The organism is Nonomuraea monospora, assembly GCF_039531895.1.
Lineage (GTDB): Bacteria > Actinomycetota > Actinomycetes > Streptosporangiales > Streptosporangiaceae > Nonomuraea > Nonomuraea monospora.
This window is the reverse complement of sequence record NZ_BAAAQX010000003.1, coordinates 137,396-154,534: the sequence shown is the minus strand read 5'-3', so window position 1 is coordinate 154,534 and position 17,139 is coordinate 137,396. Positions and strand designations below refer to the sequence as shown.

11 protein-coding genes are annotated in these 17,139 nt (G+C 71.8%); 5 read left to right on the top strand and 6 right to left on the bottom strand.

Annotated elements, in window-relative coordinates:
- Positions 1 to 64: 64 nt before the first annotated feature.
- Complete coding sequence (locus ABD331_RS07220; RefSeq protein ID WP_344471832.1) at positions 65 to 3,628, bottom strand: S8 family peptidase; 3,564 nt, start codon at positions 3,626 to 3,628, stop codon at positions 65 to 67.
- 91 nt (positions 3,629 to 3,719) lie between these two features.
- Complete coding sequence (icmF, locus tag ABD331_RS07215; protein ID WP_344471830.1) at positions 3,720 to 6,905, bottom strand: fused isobutyryl-CoA mutase/GTPase IcmF; 3,186 nt, start codon at positions 6,903 to 6,905, stop codon at positions 3,720 to 3,722.
- A 104-nt stretch (positions 6,906 to 7,009) separates the two neighbouring features.
- Between icmF and ABD331_RS07210 the strand changes: the two genes are divergently transcribed.
- Positions 7,010 to 8,062, top strand: a complete 1,053-nt coding sequence (locus ABD331_RS07210; RefSeq protein ID WP_344471828.1) for a glucose 1-dehydrogenase — start codon at positions 7,010 to 7,012, stop codon at positions 8,060 to 8,062.
- 3 nt (positions 8,063 to 8,065) lie between these two features.
- Here ABD331_RS07210 and ABD331_RS07205 read toward each other — a convergent pair whose 3' ends face one another.
- Together ABD331_RS07205 and ABD331_RS07200 are read right to left on the bottom strand one after the other, a co-directional pair.
- On the bottom strand, positions 8,066 to 8,890 hold the full coding sequence (locus tag ABD331_RS07205) for a CHAP domain-containing protein (RefSeq protein WP_344471826.1): 825 nt from the start codon (positions 8,888 to 8,890) through the stop codon (positions 8,066 to 8,068).
- Between the two features lie 182 nt (positions 8,891 to 9,072).
- A complete protein-coding gene (locus tag ABD331_RS07200; RefSeq protein ID WP_344471824.1) occupies positions 9,073 to 9,843 on the bottom strand; it encodes a PP2C family protein-serine/threonine phosphatase in 771 nt (256 codons plus the stop codon).
- Positions 9,844 to 9,919: 76 nt separating this feature from the next.
- Here ABD331_RS07200 and ABD331_RS07195 point away from each other — a divergent pair, with 76 nt between their 5' ends.
- The 4 genes from ABD331_RS07195 (at position 9,920) to ABD331_RS07180 (ending at position 14,913) form a co-directional block, all read left to right on the top strand.
- Positions 9,920 to 11,863: an N-6 DNA methylase gene (locus tag ABD331_RS07195; RefSeq protein ID WP_344471822.1), complete on the top strand. Its 1,944-nt coding sequence runs from the start codon at positions 9,920 to 9,922 to the stop codon at positions 11,861 to 11,863.
- A 40-nt stretch (positions 11,864 to 11,903) separates the two neighbouring features.
- Positions 11,904 to 12,794, top strand: a complete 891-nt coding sequence (locus ABD331_RS07190) for a serine/threonine-protein kinase (protein ID WP_344471820.1) — start codon at positions 11,904 to 11,906, stop codon at positions 12,792 to 12,794.
- 45 nt (positions 12,795 to 12,839) lie between these two features.
- The gene (locus ABD331_RS07185) at positions 12,840 to 13,811 is read left to right on the top strand and encodes a FecCD family ABC transporter permease (RefSeq protein ID WP_344471817.1); all 972 of its coding nucleotides are present in this window, start codon (positions 12,840 to 12,842) and stop codon (positions 13,809 to 13,811) included.
- A gap of 85 nt (positions 13,812 to 13,896) precedes the next feature.
- A complete protein-coding gene (locus ABD331_RS07180) occupies positions 13,897 to 14,913 on the top strand; it encodes a FecCD family ABC transporter permease (RefSeq protein ID WP_344471815.1) in 1,017 nt (338 codons plus the stop codon).
- Positions 14,914 to 15,052: 139 nt separating this feature from the next.
- Here ABD331_RS07180 and ABD331_RS07175 read toward each other — a convergent pair whose 3' ends face one another.
- Together ABD331_RS07175 and fepB are read right to left on the bottom strand one after the other, a co-directional pair.
- Positions 15,053 to 16,018 carry an alpha/beta hydrolase-fold protein gene (locus tag ABD331_RS07175; RefSeq protein ID WP_344471813.1) on the bottom strand — a complete coding sequence of 322 codons (966 nt, stop codon included), beginning with the start codon at positions 16,016 to 16,018 and terminating at the stop codon, positions 15,053 to 15,055.
- Positions 16,018 to 17,001, bottom strand: a complete 984-nt coding sequence (fepB, locus tag ABD331_RS07170; protein WP_344471811.1) for a Fe2+-enterobactin ABC transporter substrate-binding protein — start codon at positions 16,999 to 17,001, stop codon at positions 16,018 to 16,020. The genes ABD331_RS07175 and fepB overlap by 1 nt, the downstream gene beginning before the upstream one ends.
- Positions 17,002 to 17,139: the final 138 nt, after the last annotated feature.

Below are 17,139 nucleotides of genomic sequence, written 5' to 3'. Positions count from 1 at the left end.
GAGAGAAAATGGGGCCAAAGGCGACATAGCCGTCTTCGGCCCCGAATCGTGACTGCACGGTTATCTAGCTCACAAGAGCCCGGATGATCTCCTGGCTCACCGTGTTCCCCTTGCCGTCCGAGGCGGTGGCCTTCAAGGACAGGGAGCCGCCGCGGACGGCGGTCGTCCACGCGCCCTTGCCCGTCGGCACGAGCACGGCGGGCTGCCACGTCGCGCCGTCGTCGTAGGAGACCGACAGCGTGGCCTTGTTCGCCCGGCTCGGCGAGTCCAGCCACTCCTGGGTGGTCGCCGACAGGCCGATCCGGACGATCGGGCCGATCACCTTGACGTCGTAGTCGAGCTGCATCATCGGGATGTCCACCTGGTACGGACCCTCAGGGTCGACGGGGGCCGAGGTGAAGTTCCACTCGGTGTGGGTGCGGGTGGAGGTGCGCCAGCGCCCGGCGTCCCTGTTGACGTCGAGCGTCAGCCGGTACGGCGCCGCCTCCTCGGGCAGCCCGTCCCAGACGGCCATGGCGCGCCCCGCCGACTTCCTGATCAGCTTGTCGCCCTGGTAGAGCGCGATCGACATGTTCGCGTACTCGTCGCCGCCGCCACCGGAGTGTCCCGGCGTGCCGTCGGCCAGCGGCGGGATGTTGAACTGCATGCCGTTGCCCTGATCGCGGAACGGCCCCCAGTACTCGGTGCTCAGCCGCGGCCGGACGATCGGGGCGAACCACTCATGCGTGACCTTCTGCCCCGCCCGGTAGGTCTGCGGCTTCTGCCGCATCTCCCAGTCGTCGGCGCCGCCGATGAAGTGGTTCTCGTACCAGCGGTAACCGGATCCGGTCGTGACCCATTCGGTGCGCTCGGCGGGGAATTGCTCGCGTTCCTGGAAGCCGAAGGCGGGCCCCCAGCCGTCCACCAGGTTGTAGCGGAAGCCGCCGCCCTCCTGGCCGGTGGTGGCGCCCCGGTACACGCCGCGGATCTCGGCCAGGCCACGGGCGCGGTAGGTCAGGTCGCGGTCGGGGACGGCGCCCCGGTGCAGGTCCACCAGGTCGTACAGGTAGGAGGCGTAGGTGCGCTGTCGCACCACGGCGAGCTTGCCCGCCAGTCCGGCGCCCTCGTCGCGGGTGACGAGCACGATCGGGATCGGCAGGCCCTCGCCGTAGCTCTCGTACAGGCGTCCGGGCGCGTCGTTGACGACCACCAGCAGCTTGGCGCCGGCCGCGACGGCCTGCTTGGCGCGCTCCTCGGCGGTGACCTCGGCGCTGCGGGTGACGATCACGGCCTTGCCCCTGGCGTCCACGCCCGCGTAATCCTGCGCGGCGCCCTTGCCCGCGCTCACGGTGCGCAGCAGCGAGCGGCCGTCGGTGAGGGTGCCGCCGCCCTGCGCGGTGGTGATCAGCGGGGCGCGTCCCGGGACGTCGAGCGTGAGGTTGGGCTCGCCGGCGCGCCAGCGGGTCAGGTAGTCGAACGTGCCCTTGGTGACCCGCTCGGTGGGCGAGACGTAGACGCTGTCGTACCAGATGGGCAGCACGTAGCCGAGCCTGATCGGGCGGTCCTGGCCCGGGATCGTCCTGGCGAAGTCGAGCTGGGTCTGCCGCCGCTCGGCGAGCTGCGGCGTGCTGACGCTCAGCGGCCTGGCCTCGCTCGCGTCGAGCACGACCTCCTTGTTCCCGTCGAGGACGGTCTCGGGGTCGATCAGCAGGGCCATGCCGCGGGCGTCGGCGCGCTGCCCGGCCACCTCCAGCAGCGAGTACGCCACGTAGGTGTCCGGCGGCAGGCGCAGCACGCGCTCGCCGTCCACGTCGTACGGGATCATGTCGCCGTTGAACGCGGCCAGCACCACGCGTCCGGCGGCGGGCTCGCCGTCGCGGTCGCGTAGCTTCAGCGTCAGGTCGTACAGCTCGCGCTCCTTGACCGCGCCGAACGCGGTGCGCACGGACGTCTCCCCCGCCGTGGCGGTGACCAGCCCGGACGCCTTCGTGCCCGGCTCCAGCCCCGCCGGGTCGATGCTCAGCGTGACGTCGGCGGTGCCGTGGGCGGGCACCGTGACCTGCGGCGCCGACAGGGTGGCCGCGGTGGAGCCGCTGACCGCCAGGTCGAGCGTGACGGCGGCGTCGCCGTCGTTGCGGTAGGTGATCGTCCGGTCGGTTCTCGGGTCGCCGCCGGCGTGCGGCCAGTCGTAGAACGCGGTGGGCACCGAGCCCGTCGCGGTCACCGCAGCCCGCACGGCCGCCGCCACGTCGAGGCGGCCCGTGCCCTGCTCGAACGGCGTGTACGGCACCGCCTTGGCGGAGCTCATGAGCGCGTCCTTGAGCCGCTGCCCGGTCCAGTCGGGGTGCCGCTGGAGCAGGATGGCCGCCGCGCCCGCGACGTGCGGGGTGGCCATGGAGGTGCCGTCCAGCTTCCAGTACGGCCCGTCCGCCTCGGTGTTGTACGACGAGTGCGCCGCGTTGATCGCGACCCCGGGCGCGGAGATGTCGGGCTTGAGGCCGTAGGTCCGGTCGAGCGGCCCCATGCTGGAGAACGCGGCCCGCCTGTCGGACTTGTCCACCGCGCCCACGGTCAGCGCCGAGGCCGCGGAGCCTGGCGCGCCGATCGTGCCCTCGCCGTAGCTGTTGCCCGCGGCGATCACGAACAGCGTGCCGTGCTGCGCCGACAGGGTGTCCACGGCCTGTGCCATGGGGTCGGCGCCGCCGTCGGGCAGGCCGCTGCCCAGGCTCATGCTGACGACCTCGGCCCTGGCCGCCGCCCACTCCATGCCCGCGATGATCCACGAGTCCTGGCCGTAGCCGTCGTCGCCGAGCACCTTGCCGATCAGCAGCTCGGCGCCGGGGGCGACGCCCTTGTTGTCGCCGTTCGACGCGGCGCCGGTGCCCGCCACCGTGGAGGCCACGTGGGTGCCGTGGCCGTTGACGTCCTTGACCTCCTCGCCCGGCACGAAGCTGGCGGACTCGGCGATGCGGCCCTTGAGGTCGGGGTGGGTGTCGTCCACGCCGGTGTCGAGCACGGCGACCTTGACGCCGGCGCCGTCGAGCCCGGCCGCCCACGCCTGCGGGGCGCCGACCTGCGGGACGCTCTCCTTGAGCGCGACCCTGGCCTTGCCGTCCAGCCACACCTTGGCCGGGCCGGAGCGGGCCGCCGCGGCCGTGCCGAGCGAGTTCCAGAACGGGCGCGGGTCCGCGCCGAGCCGCAGGGCCGCGCCCTTGACGCTGGGCAGCGCCCGGACGACCTGCGCGCCGGTCGCCGAGCGCGGCGTGGCGCCCGGGTAGGAGACGATCACCGGCGGGGTGCCGCGGTAGCCCATCTCGGCCAGCGCGGTGACGTTGAACAGCCGCCGGTCGAGCCGGTCGGCCGCGAGCAGCGGCACGGCCTCGTCGGGCAGCACGTACAGGTCGCCGCCTGACTGCTGGATCTGGACGCCGCCCTGGGCGTCGGCCGGGCGGTCCACGGTGACGGTGTCCTGGTCGCCTGGGCCGTCCACGTAGTGGACCCGGTGGCCGGTGATGAGGGTGATCTCCGTGTCCTGCGGGGTCCGCGCGGGTGTCCGGGTGTCCGCGTGCGCCGCTAAGGGCACCGACAGGCCGGTCGCCGCCAGCGCCGCCGCCAGGACGCCGGTGAGGGTTCTGGGAGTGAGGGGCATGAACCGGATTCCACCGGTTCGGCTGATCGGCGGGGAAGGTCATCGGGCTGGCGAATACCCGCCTTGACACAACCCCGCCATCATTCGTCCATCAGACGTTGCGCCGGTACTGACCGCCCGCCTCGAACAGGGCGTCGGTGATCTGGCCGAGCGAGCAGTGGCGGGCCGCCTCCATCAGCACCGCGAACGCGTTCCCGTCCGACATCGCCGCCTCCCGCAACCGCGCCAGGTGGGCGGGCGCCTCGGAGCGGTTGCGCTCGTGGAAGTCGCGCAGCCGCCGCAGTTGCGACTGCTTCTCCTGCTCGGTGCCCCTGGCCAGCTCCAGCTTGTGCGGCTCGGGCTCGTCGCTGTCCTTGGTGAACGTGTTCACGCCGACGATGGGCAGCGAGCCGTCGTGCTTGCGCATCTCGTACAGCATGGACTCGTCCTGGATCTTGCCGCGCTGGTAGCCGGTCTCCATCGCGCCGAGCACGCCGCCCCGGTCCGACAGCCGCTCGAACTCGCTCAGCACCGCCTCCTCCACCAGGTCGGTCAGCTCCTCGACGATGAACGCGCCCTGCAACGGGTTCTCGTTCCTGGCCAGGCCCCACTCGCGGTTGATGATGAGCTGGATGGCCATGGCGCGGCGCACCGAGTCGGCCGACGGGGTGGTCACGGCCTCGTCGAAGGCGTTGGTGTGCAGGCTGTTGCAGTTGTCGTAGACGGCGATGAGGGCCTGGAGGGTGGTGCGGATGTCGTTGAAGTTCATCTCCTGGGCGTGCAGGGAGCGGCCCGAGGTCTGGATGTGGTACTTCAGCTTCTGCGAGCGCTCGCCCGCGCCGTAGCGCTCGCGCATCGCCACCGCCCAGATGCGGCGGGCGACCCGGCCGAGCACGCTGTACTCGGGGTCCATGCCGTTGGAGAAGAAGAACGACAGGTTGGGCGCGAAGTCGTCGATCCGCATGCCTCTGGCCAGGTACGCCTCCACGTACGTGAAGCCGTTGGCCAGGGTGAAGGCGAGCTGGCTGATCGGGTTGGCCCCGGCCTCGGCGATGTGGTAGCCGGAGATGGAGACCGAGTAGAAGTTCCTGACGCCGTTCTCGATGAACCACTGCTGGATGTCGGCCATCATCCGCAGGGAGAACTCGGTGGAGAAGATGCAGGTGTTCTGCCCCTGGTCCTCCTTGAGGATGTCGGCCTGGACGGTGCCCCTGACCGTGGCGAGGGTGCGGGCGCGCAGTTCGAGGTCCTCCTCCGCGCCGGGGTCGCGGCCGTGCTCGGCGCGGAAGCGGTCCCTGGCCTGGTCGACGGCGGCGTTGAGGTAGAAGGCCAGGATGGTCGGGGCCGGGCCGTTGATCGTCATGGACACCGACGTGTTGGGCGCCGACAGGTCGAACCCGTCGTAGAGCACCTTCATGTCGTCGAGCGTCGCGATCGAAACCCCCGAAGTGCCGACTTTTCCGTAAATGTCGGGGCGGACGTCGGGGTCGTGGCCGTACAGCGTCACCGAGTCGAACGCCGTGGACAGCCGGGTCGCGGGCTGCCCCTGCGACAGCAGCTTGAACCGCCTGTTCGTACGGAACGGGTCGCCCTCCCCGGCGAACATCCTGGTCGGGTCCTCGTCGTCGCGCTTGAACGGGAACACCCCGGCGGTGAACGGGAACGTGCCCGGCAGGTTCTCACTCCTGAGGAAGCGCAGCAGGTCGCCGTGGTCGCTGTAGCGGGGCAGCGCCACCCTCGGGATGCGGTTGCCGGAGAGCGTCTCGCGCCAGAGCGGGGTGTGGATCTCGCGGTCGCGTACCTTCACCACCAGCTCGTCGGCGGTGTAGCGCTCCTTGACGGCGGGCCAGCCGTCGATCAGGGCGCGGCTCTCCTCCGACAGCTCCCGCCCGGCCCGCTCGATCTCCCGCTCCCCCTCTTCTGTCAGCAGGTCACGGACGGCGGCGAGCTGCTGGCGGCGGCGCGCCACCTCGGCCTGGGCGAGCGTCTCGGCGTGGTAGCCGCGCACGGTCTCGGCGATGTCGGCCAGGTAGCGGGACCGGGCGGGCGGCACGATCGCGGCCGACGCCTTGGACGTGCGCCCCTCGACCGCCGCAAGCAGCCCGGAGCCATCGGCGCCGGTCGGGAGCAGCGGCTTGAGGTGGTGGTAGAGCGCGGTGACGCCGGCGTCGTTGTAGCGGGCGGCGATCGTCCCGAAGACCGGCATGTCACCGGGCGAGGCGCCGAACGCCTCGCGGTTGCGGACGAGCTGGCGGCTCACGTCCCGCAGGGCGTCCTCCGCGCCGCGCCGCTCGAACTTGTTGATCACGACGGCCTCGGCGAAGTCCAGCATGTCGATCTTCTCGAGCTGGGACGCCGCGCCGAACTCCGGCGTCATCACGTAGATCGGCACGTCCACGTGCGGCACGATGCCCGCGTCGCCCTGGCCGATGCCGGGCGTCTCCACGATCACCAGGTCGTGGCCGGCGGCGCGGCAGGCGGTGATCACGTCGTCGAGGCAGGCGGGCACCTCGTTGGGCGCGCCCCTGGTGGCCAGGGAGCGGAAGTAGGTCTGGGCGCTCAGGCTGTTCATCCTGATGCGGTCGCCGAGCAGGGCTCCGCCGCCGCGCCTGCGGGTGGGGTCGATGGCGATGATCGCGATGCGCAGCTTGTCGTCGTTGTCGACGCGGAAGCGGCGGACCAGCTCGTCGGTGAGCGAGGACTTGCCTGAGCCGCCCGTACCGGTGATGCCGAGCACGGGAGCCTGCCTGCCCGCCGCGCGCAGGCCCTCGACCAGGCCCTCGGGGGCGCGGCCCGACTCGATCAGGGTGATCGCGCGGGCCAGCGCGGCCTGGTCGCCGGAGACGACGGCCTCGACCGGCGGCGGGTCGCCCAGCTCGGCGTCGCAGTCCTCGATCAGCTTGTTGATCATGCCGGGCAGGCCGTAACGCTGGCCGTCCTCGGGCGAGAAGATGCGGGTGACGCCGCGCGAGTGCAGCAGCTCGATCTCCTCGGGGACGATCACTCCCCCGCCGCCGCCGTACACCTTGACGTGCCCCGCGCCGCGCTCGCGCAGCAGCTCCACCAGGTAGGAGAAGAACTCGACGTGGCCGCCCTGGTAGGAGCTGATCGCGACGCCCTGGACGTCCTCCTGGATGGCGGCCGTGACGATCTCGTCGACCGAACGGTTGTGCCCGAGATGGATGACCTCGGCCCCCTGGGACTGGAGGATGCGCCGCATGATGTTGATCGCCGCGTCGTGCCCGTCGAACAGGGCCGCGGCGGTCACGAAGCGTACTGGGTGAACCGGGACGTGCACGCCTGATCACTCCTTCGTGGAGGCCTCTCCTTCCGAAGATACTAGGACGTCCTACTATTTCCCAAGAGCGTCGGGGTAGAGGGGTGTGCAGGGGGGTGACGCCGATGCGCGCGCTGACGTTCGTGCCGGGGGAGAAGGGCACGCTCGACGTGGAAGAACTACCGGACCCTGAACCACAGCGGGGCGAGTTGCTGGTCGAGGGACTCGCCCTGGGGATCTGCGGGACCGATCGGGAGCTGGACGAGGCCGAGTACGGGTGGCCGCCGCCAGGCAAGGACCGCATGGTCATCGGCCACGAGTCGCTCGGCCGGGTGCTGGAGTCGCCGGACGGCTCCGCGTTCTCACCAGGTGACCTGGTGGTGGGGGTGGTCCGCCGGCCCGACCCGGAGCCGTGCGGGGCCTGCAAGCACGGCGAGTTCGACATGTGCCGCAACGGCCGGTACACCGAGCGGGGCATCAAGGAGATCGACGGGTACGGCAGCCAGAAGTGGACCGTCGAGGCCGCCTACGCGGTGCGGCTCGACCCGGCGCTGGCCGACGTCGGCGTGCTGGTCGAGCCCGCGTCCGTGGTCGCCAAGGGCTGGGAGCAGATCGAGCGGATCGGCTCGCGGGCCTGGTTCGAGCCGCACACGCTGCTGGTCACGGGGGCCGGGCCGATCGGGCTGCTGGCGGCGCTGCTGGGGCGGCAGCGCGGCATGGAGGTGCACGTGCTCGACCGCGCGCCGCGCGGCTTCAAGTCGGACCTGGTCGAGGCGCTGGGCGGGACCTATCACTCGGGCTCGTCCCTGGAGTCGTTCGCCGACGCCAAGCCGGACATCATCATCGAGTGCACGGGGGCGGGGCAGCTCGTCATCGACTCCATGATCACCACGGCGGCGACGGGGATCGTGTGCCTGTGCGGGCTCGCGCCGGGCGGGCGTACGCACCGGGTGGACGCGGGGGTCATCAACCGGGACGTGGTCCTGGAGAACGACGTCATCTTCGGCACCGTCAACGCCAACCTGCGCCACTTCCGCGACGCCGCGGCGGCGCTGGCGGCGGCGGATCGGGGGTGGCTGGAGCGGCTGATCACGCGGCGGGTTCCGCTGTCGAGCGCGCTGGAGGCGTTCCAGCCCGCCGAGAACGACGTCAAGGTGGTCATCGACCTGACGGCGTGAGCATCAGCTCGGGTCGTAGGGTTTGCGCCTCTTGGGGGTGGGGTGCGGCTTCGAGGAGGCGGGACCGGCCCCCGCCGGCACACGGGCCTTCCCGGCGGCGGCACGCGGCTTGGGCTCCTGCTCGGCCGCGTCCGCGAACGGGTTGCGGGGCGACGGCACCCTGGGCCCGGCCGGAGGGCCGGTGCGCTCGCCGCGCCAAGGCAGCCACGCCAGCCGCCGATGGGTGCCCCGGCGGCGCCCGGTGACGCGTAAGGAGAGCACGATCGTCATGAGCACCATCGCGGCCAGCAGCGCGGGCGGCGTGCCCAGGACGTCCAGCGGCGACCCGTGCTCCGTCCCGGCGCGCGGCGGCGCCACGATCGGCCGCTCGGTGGCGCGGATCTCGTCCAGCCGCTCCACGTTCTCCTTGACCATGCGCGGCAGGCCGTACCCGACGACCTTGTCCGTCTCCCTGGTCTTGCGTTTGAGCCACACCCGGTCGACGTTCGCCTCGATGGTGTGGATCTTCGTGCCCTCGACCCGCTCCACGACGCCGACGTGGTCGATGCCCTTGTAGCTCTTGCCGCCGCGCCAGTCGAAGAAGACCAGCGCTCCCGGCTCCGGCTGTCTGCTCCAGGCGTTCTGCTGGATGAACCAGGCCGCGTGGGAGGGCGTCCAGGCGAACTCGCCGACGTAGTCGGAGAGGCCGGACTTGTTCGCGGCCCAGGCGAGGAACATGTCGCACCATGGCGCGTCGCGGTACTGGGTGTCTTGGACGCGATCCGCGTACCACTGGCCGAACTTGGTGAACTGGCCGCTCTTCTCCTTGTAGCCGAGTTCCTGCCGCACCGTCTTCAGCAGCTCATCCGCGATCGGGTCCAGGGTGACTCCTCCCAGAAAACCGACAAATCACGATGGACTGTAGTAGCGCCATCGCGAATTCGCGCGTATCTACCCGGAAAGTGTCTGGTTGCGAGGAGAAATGGTAGCTACGTGACTCCTGTGACGGGCGGGGCTGACTACTACTGCCGTTAGGCGCCGGCGCCCACGCGGTAGACGCCCTCGTCGCCGAGTCCGGGCGCGACGACGTCGGCCACGATGACGGTCACGTTGTCCGGCGAGCCGCCCTCGTTCGCCAGGTCGATGAGCCGCTGGACGCATGCCGCCGGGTCTGTCACCGTGGTCAGCACTTCGTGCAGCATCTCGGGCCCGAGCACGGTCGTGAGCCCGTCGGAGCAGAGGAGGTAGCGATCATCGGGCTCGGCTTCGCGCAGCGCCATGTCGGGCTCCGCCCTGCCCTCGCTGCCCAGCACCCGCAGCACCATCGAGCGGCGGGGGTGCACGGCGGCTTGATCCTCCGTTATCCGGCCTTCGTCCACCATCGACTGCACAAGTGTGTGATCCTTGGTCATCTGGTAGAGCGCGCCATCACGAAGCAAGTATCCGCGGGAGTCACCGAGATGAGCCAGGGCGAAGTGGTAGCCATCCCACAGCATGGCGGTCACCGTGGTCCCCATGCCTCTGCGGGCGGGGTCGATGTCGGCCAGCTCGACCAGCCTGCGAGCCGCCTCGTGCACGGCGCCTTCCAGCGCCGCCTCCAGGTCGGAGCCCGTCTCGGGAAGCGTGGCATCCAGCTCGCGCATGACGGCGATCGCCGCCGAGCTCGCCAGCTCGCCGGCCGCGTGTCCACCCATCCCGTCAGCCACCACGAGCAACCGGCCGCTCGCGTAGCCAGAATCCTCGTTCTGCTCCCTGCGGCGGCCCACGTCTGATCCGGCGGCATAGCGGATGTTGTGCTTCATACCCTGCAGTAAATCATTGGTTGAAAGACTTCACAAGCAGATGCGCTGAAGACTCTTGTGAACTACTGTGGGCTCCATGAGCCACGACCCGACCGTGAACGCCGGGGACATCGCCCGGCTCGCAGGTGTCGGGCGTGCCGCGGTGAGCAACTGGCGCCGTCGCCACGACGACTTCCCCCAGCCCGTTGGCGGTACCGCCAACCAGCCCCTCTTCTCGCTGCGGCAGGTCGAGTCGTGGCTGCGGCGCTATGGGAAGTCCTACCAGGTATCGCTGGGAGATCGGGTCTGGCAACGCCTGAAAGCCGCGGGCGATTTGCGGCTGGGCGAGCTGGTCGCCCAGGCCGGAGCCCTGCTGACCAGCGCGGACACCGCGAGTGAGCTGGACGGCGAGCTGGCCGGTCTCGTCCGCGAGCTGGGTGAGCAGCACGGCGCGTCGGCCGCGTACGAGTTCCTCTGCGAGCGCTACCTCGAAGCCCACTCGCGCCAGCTCTCGGTCACCCGGGAGGACGTCGCCGCGCTGATGGTGCGGCTGGTGGGCGCCGGCGGCGGCACCGTACTCGACCCGGCCTGCGGCGTCGGCACCCTGCTGCTCGCCCCACTCCGCGCGGCGCGGGCGCAGGGAGAGGAACGCGTCCACGCGGCCCGGACGCAAGGAGAGGAACGCGTCCACGCGGCCCGGACGCAAGGAGAGGAACGCGTCCACGCGGCCCGGACGCAAGGAGAGGAACGCGTCCACGCGGCCCGGACGCAAGGAGAGGAACGCGGCGCCGACCCGGGCGGGTTCGCCCCGGTACGCGTGCTCGGCCAGGAGCTGAGCGAGACCGCGGCCGCCATCACCGCCTCCCGGCTGCTGCTGCGCGGCGTCGAGGCCAGCATCGTGGCCGGCGACACCATGCGGCACGACGGCTTCGCGGGCGAGCGGGCCGACGCCGTCGTGTGCGATCCGCCGTTCAACGAGCGGGCCTGGGGCTACGAGGAGCTGACCGGCGACCCGCGCTGGGAGTACGGCCTGCCGCCGCGAGGCGAGCCCGAGCTGGCCTGGGTGCAGCACTGCCTCACCCACGTCAAGCCGCGCGGCCTGGTCGCCATCCTCATGCCGCCCGCCGCCGCCAGCCGCAAGGCGGGCCGCCGCATCCGCGCCAACCTGCTGCGCGCCGGCGCCCTGCGCGCTGTCGTCGCGCTGCCCGGCAGCGACCTGTGGCTGCTGCGCCGCCCGGCCGCCGGTGAGCGGCCGCCGTCCGAGGTGCTCATCCTGGACGCCACGAGCGACCTGTCGATCGTCGAGCCGGCCTGGCAGGCGTACCTGGAGGACCGTTCCGACCAGACCGTACGCATCATCGACCTGCTGGCCGACGAGGTCGACATGACCCCGGCCCGGCACCAGCGGCGCGACGACGTGGGCCGGGAGTTCGCCGAGGCGCGCGACCGCTTCCTGTCGGCGGCGGCCGTGCCGCCCGACCTGAAGGTGCTGGAGCAGCCGCTCGACCAGCCCGCCACCACGCTCGGCGACCTGATCAAGGAGGGCCTGGTGACGACGTCGCAGGCGCCGCCCAAGATGTCCGCCGACGGCGGCGACGTGCCGGTCCTGACCTCCGATGACGTGCTGAGCGGCGGCGCGCCGTCCGGCCTGACGACCATGCAGCAGGGGCTCGTGCCGGTCCAGCCGGGCGACGTGGTGGCCTCCTACTCGGCCGTCCGGGTCGTGGAGGACGGCGGCGGAGCCGTGCTGGGGCCCCACCTGACCCTGTACCGGGTCGACTCGCGCCGGCTCGACCCCGACTTCCTGGCCGGCTTCCTGCGGGCCGCGGGCGGCCGGGTGACGACCGGCTCCAGCAGGTTCGACGTGCGGCGCACCCGCCTGCCGCGGCTGTCGCTGAAGGAGCAGCGCGCGTACGGCGAGGCGTTCAGGCAACTGGCCGTGCTGGAGGACGCCATCCGTGAGACCTCGACGCTGGGGCAGACCCTGATCCGGCTGGGCCTCGACGGCCTCGCCGACGGGCACCTGCACCCGCAGTCCTGACGGTGTAGTTTTTCCCCGAAAGGCTGCGGGAGGGGCGTTGATGGTCATCGGTGACCGCTATGTACTCGACGACCTCCCGCTGGGGCAGGGCGGCATGGGGGCGGTCTACGCGGGCCACGACCGCCACCTCGACCGCCGGGTCGCGGTGAAGCTGCTGCGGCTGCCCAGCGGGCCCGATCACGAGCTGGAGCGCCGGTTCATCAGGGAGGCGCGCATCCTGGCCAGGCTGGAGCACCCGGGCGCTCCCGTCCTGTACGACTTCGGCACCCACGAGCAGCGCCTCTACCAGGTGATGCAGTTCATCGAGGGCGTCACCGTCGCCGACGTGGTGCACGAGCACGGCCCGCTGCCGGTGCCGTGGGCGGCGGCGATCGCGGCGCAGGCGTGCGCGGTGCTGTCGGCGGCGCACAGCCTGGCGATCTGCCATCGCGACCTCAAGCCGACCAACCTCATGCTCTGCCCCGACGGCAGCGTGAAGGTGCTGGACTTCGGGCTGGCCATGCTGCGGGAGTCGGACGTCACGACGTTCACGCGGATCGGCCAGATCCTGGGCACTCCGGCGTACATGGCTCCCGAGCAGATCCAGCACGGCGTCGCCGAGCCCCGCAGCGACCTGTACTCGCTCGGGTGCGTCCTGCACGAGATGCTGAGCGGACGGCAGCTCTTCACCGGGCCGACCGACTACGTGGTCTTCGAGCAGCAGGTCAAGGAGCGCCCGCCGCTGATCCCCGGGCTGCCGGACGCGCTGAGCGCGCTGCTGGCGCAACTGCTGGAGAAGAAGCCGGACGACCGGCCCGCCGACGCCGACGAGCTGTACGAGCGGCTCGACCCCTTCGCCGTGAACCTGCCGATGCTGCCGGGCTTCCTGACCGCGGCCCCGAGCCCCGGCCGCATGTACGCCCGCATGGCCGGACGCGCCCTGACCACCTGAACCCTGCACCGCTAAGGTAAGCCTTGCCTAACGAGGAGAGGTTGCATGCGGTGGACGGGACTCGGGCTGTCCCTGGCGGTGCTGGTGGCCATGGCGGCGTTGAGCCTGGCCGTCGGCGCGCAGGCGATACCCATCAGCGAGGTGTGGCAGCAGTTCTGGCACCCTGACGGCGGCGAGACCGCCGCCGTGATCTACGACCTGCGCCTGCCCCGCACCCTCCTCGGCCTCTGCGTCGGCCTGTCGCTGGGCCTGGCCGGAGCGCTCATGCAGGGCCTGACCCGCAACCCGCTCGCCGACCCCGGGCTGCTCGGCGTGAACTCGGGCGCCTCCCTGGCCGTCGTCTGCTCCATCCTGTTCTTCGGCGCGCACGACATGACCACCTGGGTGTGGTTCTCCATGGCGGGGGCGCTGGTGGCGGCCGTGGCCGTGTACGCCCTCGGCAACCAGCACCCCACCCGCCTCGTGCTCGCCGGAGCCGCCGTCAGCGCCTCGCTGGTCGCCGCGATCAACGGGGTGCTGGCGCTGGACTCCGGCGTCTTCGACCAGTGGCGGTTCTGGGACGTCGGGGCGCTGGCCGGACGCTCCCTCGACGTGGTGCTCCAGGTGACGCCGTTCGTGGTGGTGGGAGCCGTGCTGGCGCTGGGGCTCGGGCGCGGGCTGAACGTGATCGCGCTCGGCGAGCAGACGGGGCAGGCCCTGGGGGTGCGGCTGGGGCGCACCCGGCTGCTCGCCGGGGTGGCGATCACGCTGTTGTGCGGGGCGGCCACGGCGGCGGCCGGGCCGATCGGGTTAATCGGGCTGATGGCACCGCACGCCGTACGGGCCTTCACCGGGCCCGACCATCGCTGGGTGCTGGCCTACTCGGCCGTGCTCGCGCCCGCGCTGCTGCTGGCCGCCGACGTGGTGGGGCGGGTGGTGGTGCGGCCTGGGGAGCTGGAGAGCGGGATCGTCACCGCGTTCGTGGGCGGGCCGATCTTCATCTACCTGCTGCGGCGACGTAAGGCGGTGGCGGCGTGAGGCTGCTGCGAATCACCAGGCTGAGCAAGGCGGCGGCAGGCGTGAGGACCTTGCGGACGGCGGGACCGGGCAAGGCGGTGGCGGCGTGAGGACGGTGCGGATCTCCGGGATGACCCTGCGCGTGCACGTGCGGGCCTGCGTGGTGCTGGTGTGCCTGCTGGCGGCGAGCGCCGCGCTGGCCCTGGTCGCGCTCAGCACCGGCTCGGCCCTGTCCGCGGGCGACGCGCTACGGACGCTCCTCGGGTACGGCGACGCCGCCACCGAGATGATCGTCTACACCCTGCGAGCGCCCCGGGTGCTGCTGGCCCTGTTCGTCGGGGCGGCGCTGGGCGTCGGCGGGGCGGTCGTGCAGAGCCTGTCACGCAACCCCCTGGGCAGCCCGGACGTCATCGGCGTCAACGCGGGCGCCGCCGCCGGGGCCGTGCTGATGATCCTCGTCCTGGGCTCGGAGACGGGACAGGGGGTCTCGCTGGGGGCGCTGGCCTGCGGGCTGGCGGCGGGCCTGGTGGTGTACGCGCTGTCGTTCAGGCGGGGAGTCAAGGGGACCCGGCTGGTGCTGGTCGGGGTGGGGGTGACGGCGATGCTGCACTCGCTCATCGCGTACCTGCTGACCCGGGCCGACCTGTACGAGTCGCAGGGGGCCAAGGTGTGGCTGATCGGCAGCCTGGCGGGGGCGAGCTGGGACCGGGTGTGGCCCGTGGCGCTGGCCGTCGTCGTGGGGTTGCCCGTCGCGCTCGGGCTGGGCCGGTCGGCCGCGCTGATGGAGATGGGGGACGCGGCGGCGGGGGCGCTGGGGTTGCGGGTCGAGCGGCTGCGGCTGGTGCTGCTGCTGGTCGCGGTCGGGCTGTCGGGGGTGGCGGTGTCGAGCGCGGGGCCGGTCGGGTTCGTGGCGCTGGCGGCGCCGCAGCTCGCCAAGCGGGTCACCCGGGCGCCGGGGCCGGGGATCGGGTCGTCGGCCGCCATGGGGGCGCTGCTGCTGGCGGCGGCCGACCTGGTGGCGCAACGCCTGCCGACGCCCGGCCAGCTTCCCGTGGGGGTGCTGACCGGGGGGCTCGGCGGCCTGTACCTGGCCTGGCTGCTGTACCGGGAGTGGCGCCGCTAACGGGCAGGGCGCCCCGGGCGCGGCGCGGCGCCATCAGCCGAGCACCACTCGCGAGCAGGACGCCCCGGGCGCGGCGCGGCGCCGTCAACACGCCGTGCACCGCCGGCGGGCAGGGCGCCCTGGCGGGGGTGGGGCGGCGTCAGCGGGGCAGGGTGGCGAAGGCCGTGATGAGGCCGTCGGCGAGCTCGTTGCGCCAGCAGTAGCGATCATGCCCGCCCCCAAACTCCCGGAACGTGCTCATCTCCCCCACCCGCTCCCGCAACCGAGCCGTCGGCCCCGCCAGAGCCCACTCGTCGGTGCCAACCTGAAGGTGAACGGTAGGCGCGGTCCCGGACAGCTCCCCCGTCAGCCACTCCGGCGAGGGCCCGTTGGGCCACCAGAACGACCCCGACTGCGACACCGCCGCCACGAACCGGTCAGGCCGCCGATGGGCGGCGTACACGGCCGCCAGCCCGCCGAAGCTCTGCCCCGCGATCACGGTGGCCCCCTCGTACGGCAGCGCGTCCACGAAGGCGGGGTTGCAGGTGAGGAGCCGCGCCCGCTCCGGCCCCGACTCCACGAGCCAGGCCGTGACCGGCGGCAGCGCCCCCGCCGAGATGAGGTTGTCGAGCATGACGGGCAGGTCGTCCACCCAGTGCTCGCCGTCCAGCACGACGAGGGTGGCGCGCGGCGGCCGTACGGGGTCGTACCGCCAGCCGATGGGGTGGCGGGTGAGCTCGTGCCGCGGCTCGCCACCGGGGGTGAGCCAGGGCGACGGCGGGACGGTTTCGGCGACCGAGAAGCCCTGCCAGACCCGCGGGTTGCGCGGGTCGGTGGTCAGGACGCCGTCCACGGACAGGCGGTAGGAGGCGCGCCAGCCCGCGGGCACCAGGTAGGTGCGGTGCCACAGGTCGCCGGTGCGCTCCATCAGGGCGGCGTCGGTGTCGTGGGTCAGCTTGTTGGCCAGCACCCGCACCTCCGCCGCCTGCCCGCGCCACGAGAACGTCACGGCCCGGTGGCCGGCGTCCACCTCGGTCACCAGGGGTGAGACGTCCAGGTCGAGCGTGGGGGCGGGCAGGGTCGGCGGAGGTGCGGGCCTGGGGACCCGCGGCGGGAGGTCACGCATCAGGAGAACTGCTGCTCGATGCGGCCGAGGATGTTGGTGGCGCTGTAGTAGTCGATGCGGAAGGAGTCGAGGCCCAGGTCGTAGACGCGCTTGCCGGTGACGGCGGGCAGGTCCTTCCACAGGGCCTTGGCCTCGGTGGCGGCGATCTGCTGGGGGCTGTGGCCGGCGAAGAAGATGGAGCTGTCGCCGAACGCCTTGATGACGTTCTCCTGGGAGATGTTCACGATGTCCTTGCGTCCGCCGCCCTCCTTGCTGGACTCGGCGGCCAGGGCGGCGTCCACCGGGTGCAGCTTGAAGCCGAGCGCGGTGAGCAGGCCGCCCTGGGCGGAGGCCTCGGTGAAGACGGGGATGTCGGTGTTGTTGTCGCGCAGGACGACGGCGTCCTCGGCGGGGAGCTTGATCTTGTTCTTGACCTCGGTGACGCGCTGGTCGTAGTCGGCGACGAGCTTGGCGGCGTTCGCCTCCAGGCCGAGCGCCTGGCCGAGCTTGGTGCTGAGCTCCTGCCAGGTGACGTTGTCGTGGCGGAACAGGATGGTCGGCGCGACGGCCTTGAGCTGGTCGTAGACCTTGGCGGTGCTGTCGGCGCCGGAGGCGCTGCCGACGATGAGGTCGGGCTTGGCCGCGATGACCTTCTCGATGTCGGCCTCGTAGCCCTGGTAGAGCACGGTCACGCCGGCCTTGGTGGCGGCGTCGGACCACTGCTTGAAGAAGCCGTTGGCGTCGGTGATGGGGCCGGGAGGGGTGGCCTGGGAGGAGACGACGGGGGCGCCGAGCGCGAGGAGGTGGCCGGTCATGGTGACGCTGGTGGACACGATGCGCTTCGGGGTGGCGGGCACCTCGGTCGTGCCGGCCTCGTGCTGCACCGTACGTGCCGGTCCTGCCTGCGCGGAGGTTCCGGCGGCGGGGTCGTCGCCGGAGCCGCACGCGGCGAGGCTGACCGCGGCCAGGAGGGCGGCCAGGCCGGCGCGGATGAGGGATGCCACATCAACTCCAAGTTAGGTATGCCTAATTTCAATTAGGGGAGCCTAACCTAACCTCCGGACGGGCTTCCTGGGGGGTGCGCATCTCCTGAGATCGCGCTCTCTCGGGTAACGCAGATCGTTATTTAACCTCGGTTGACA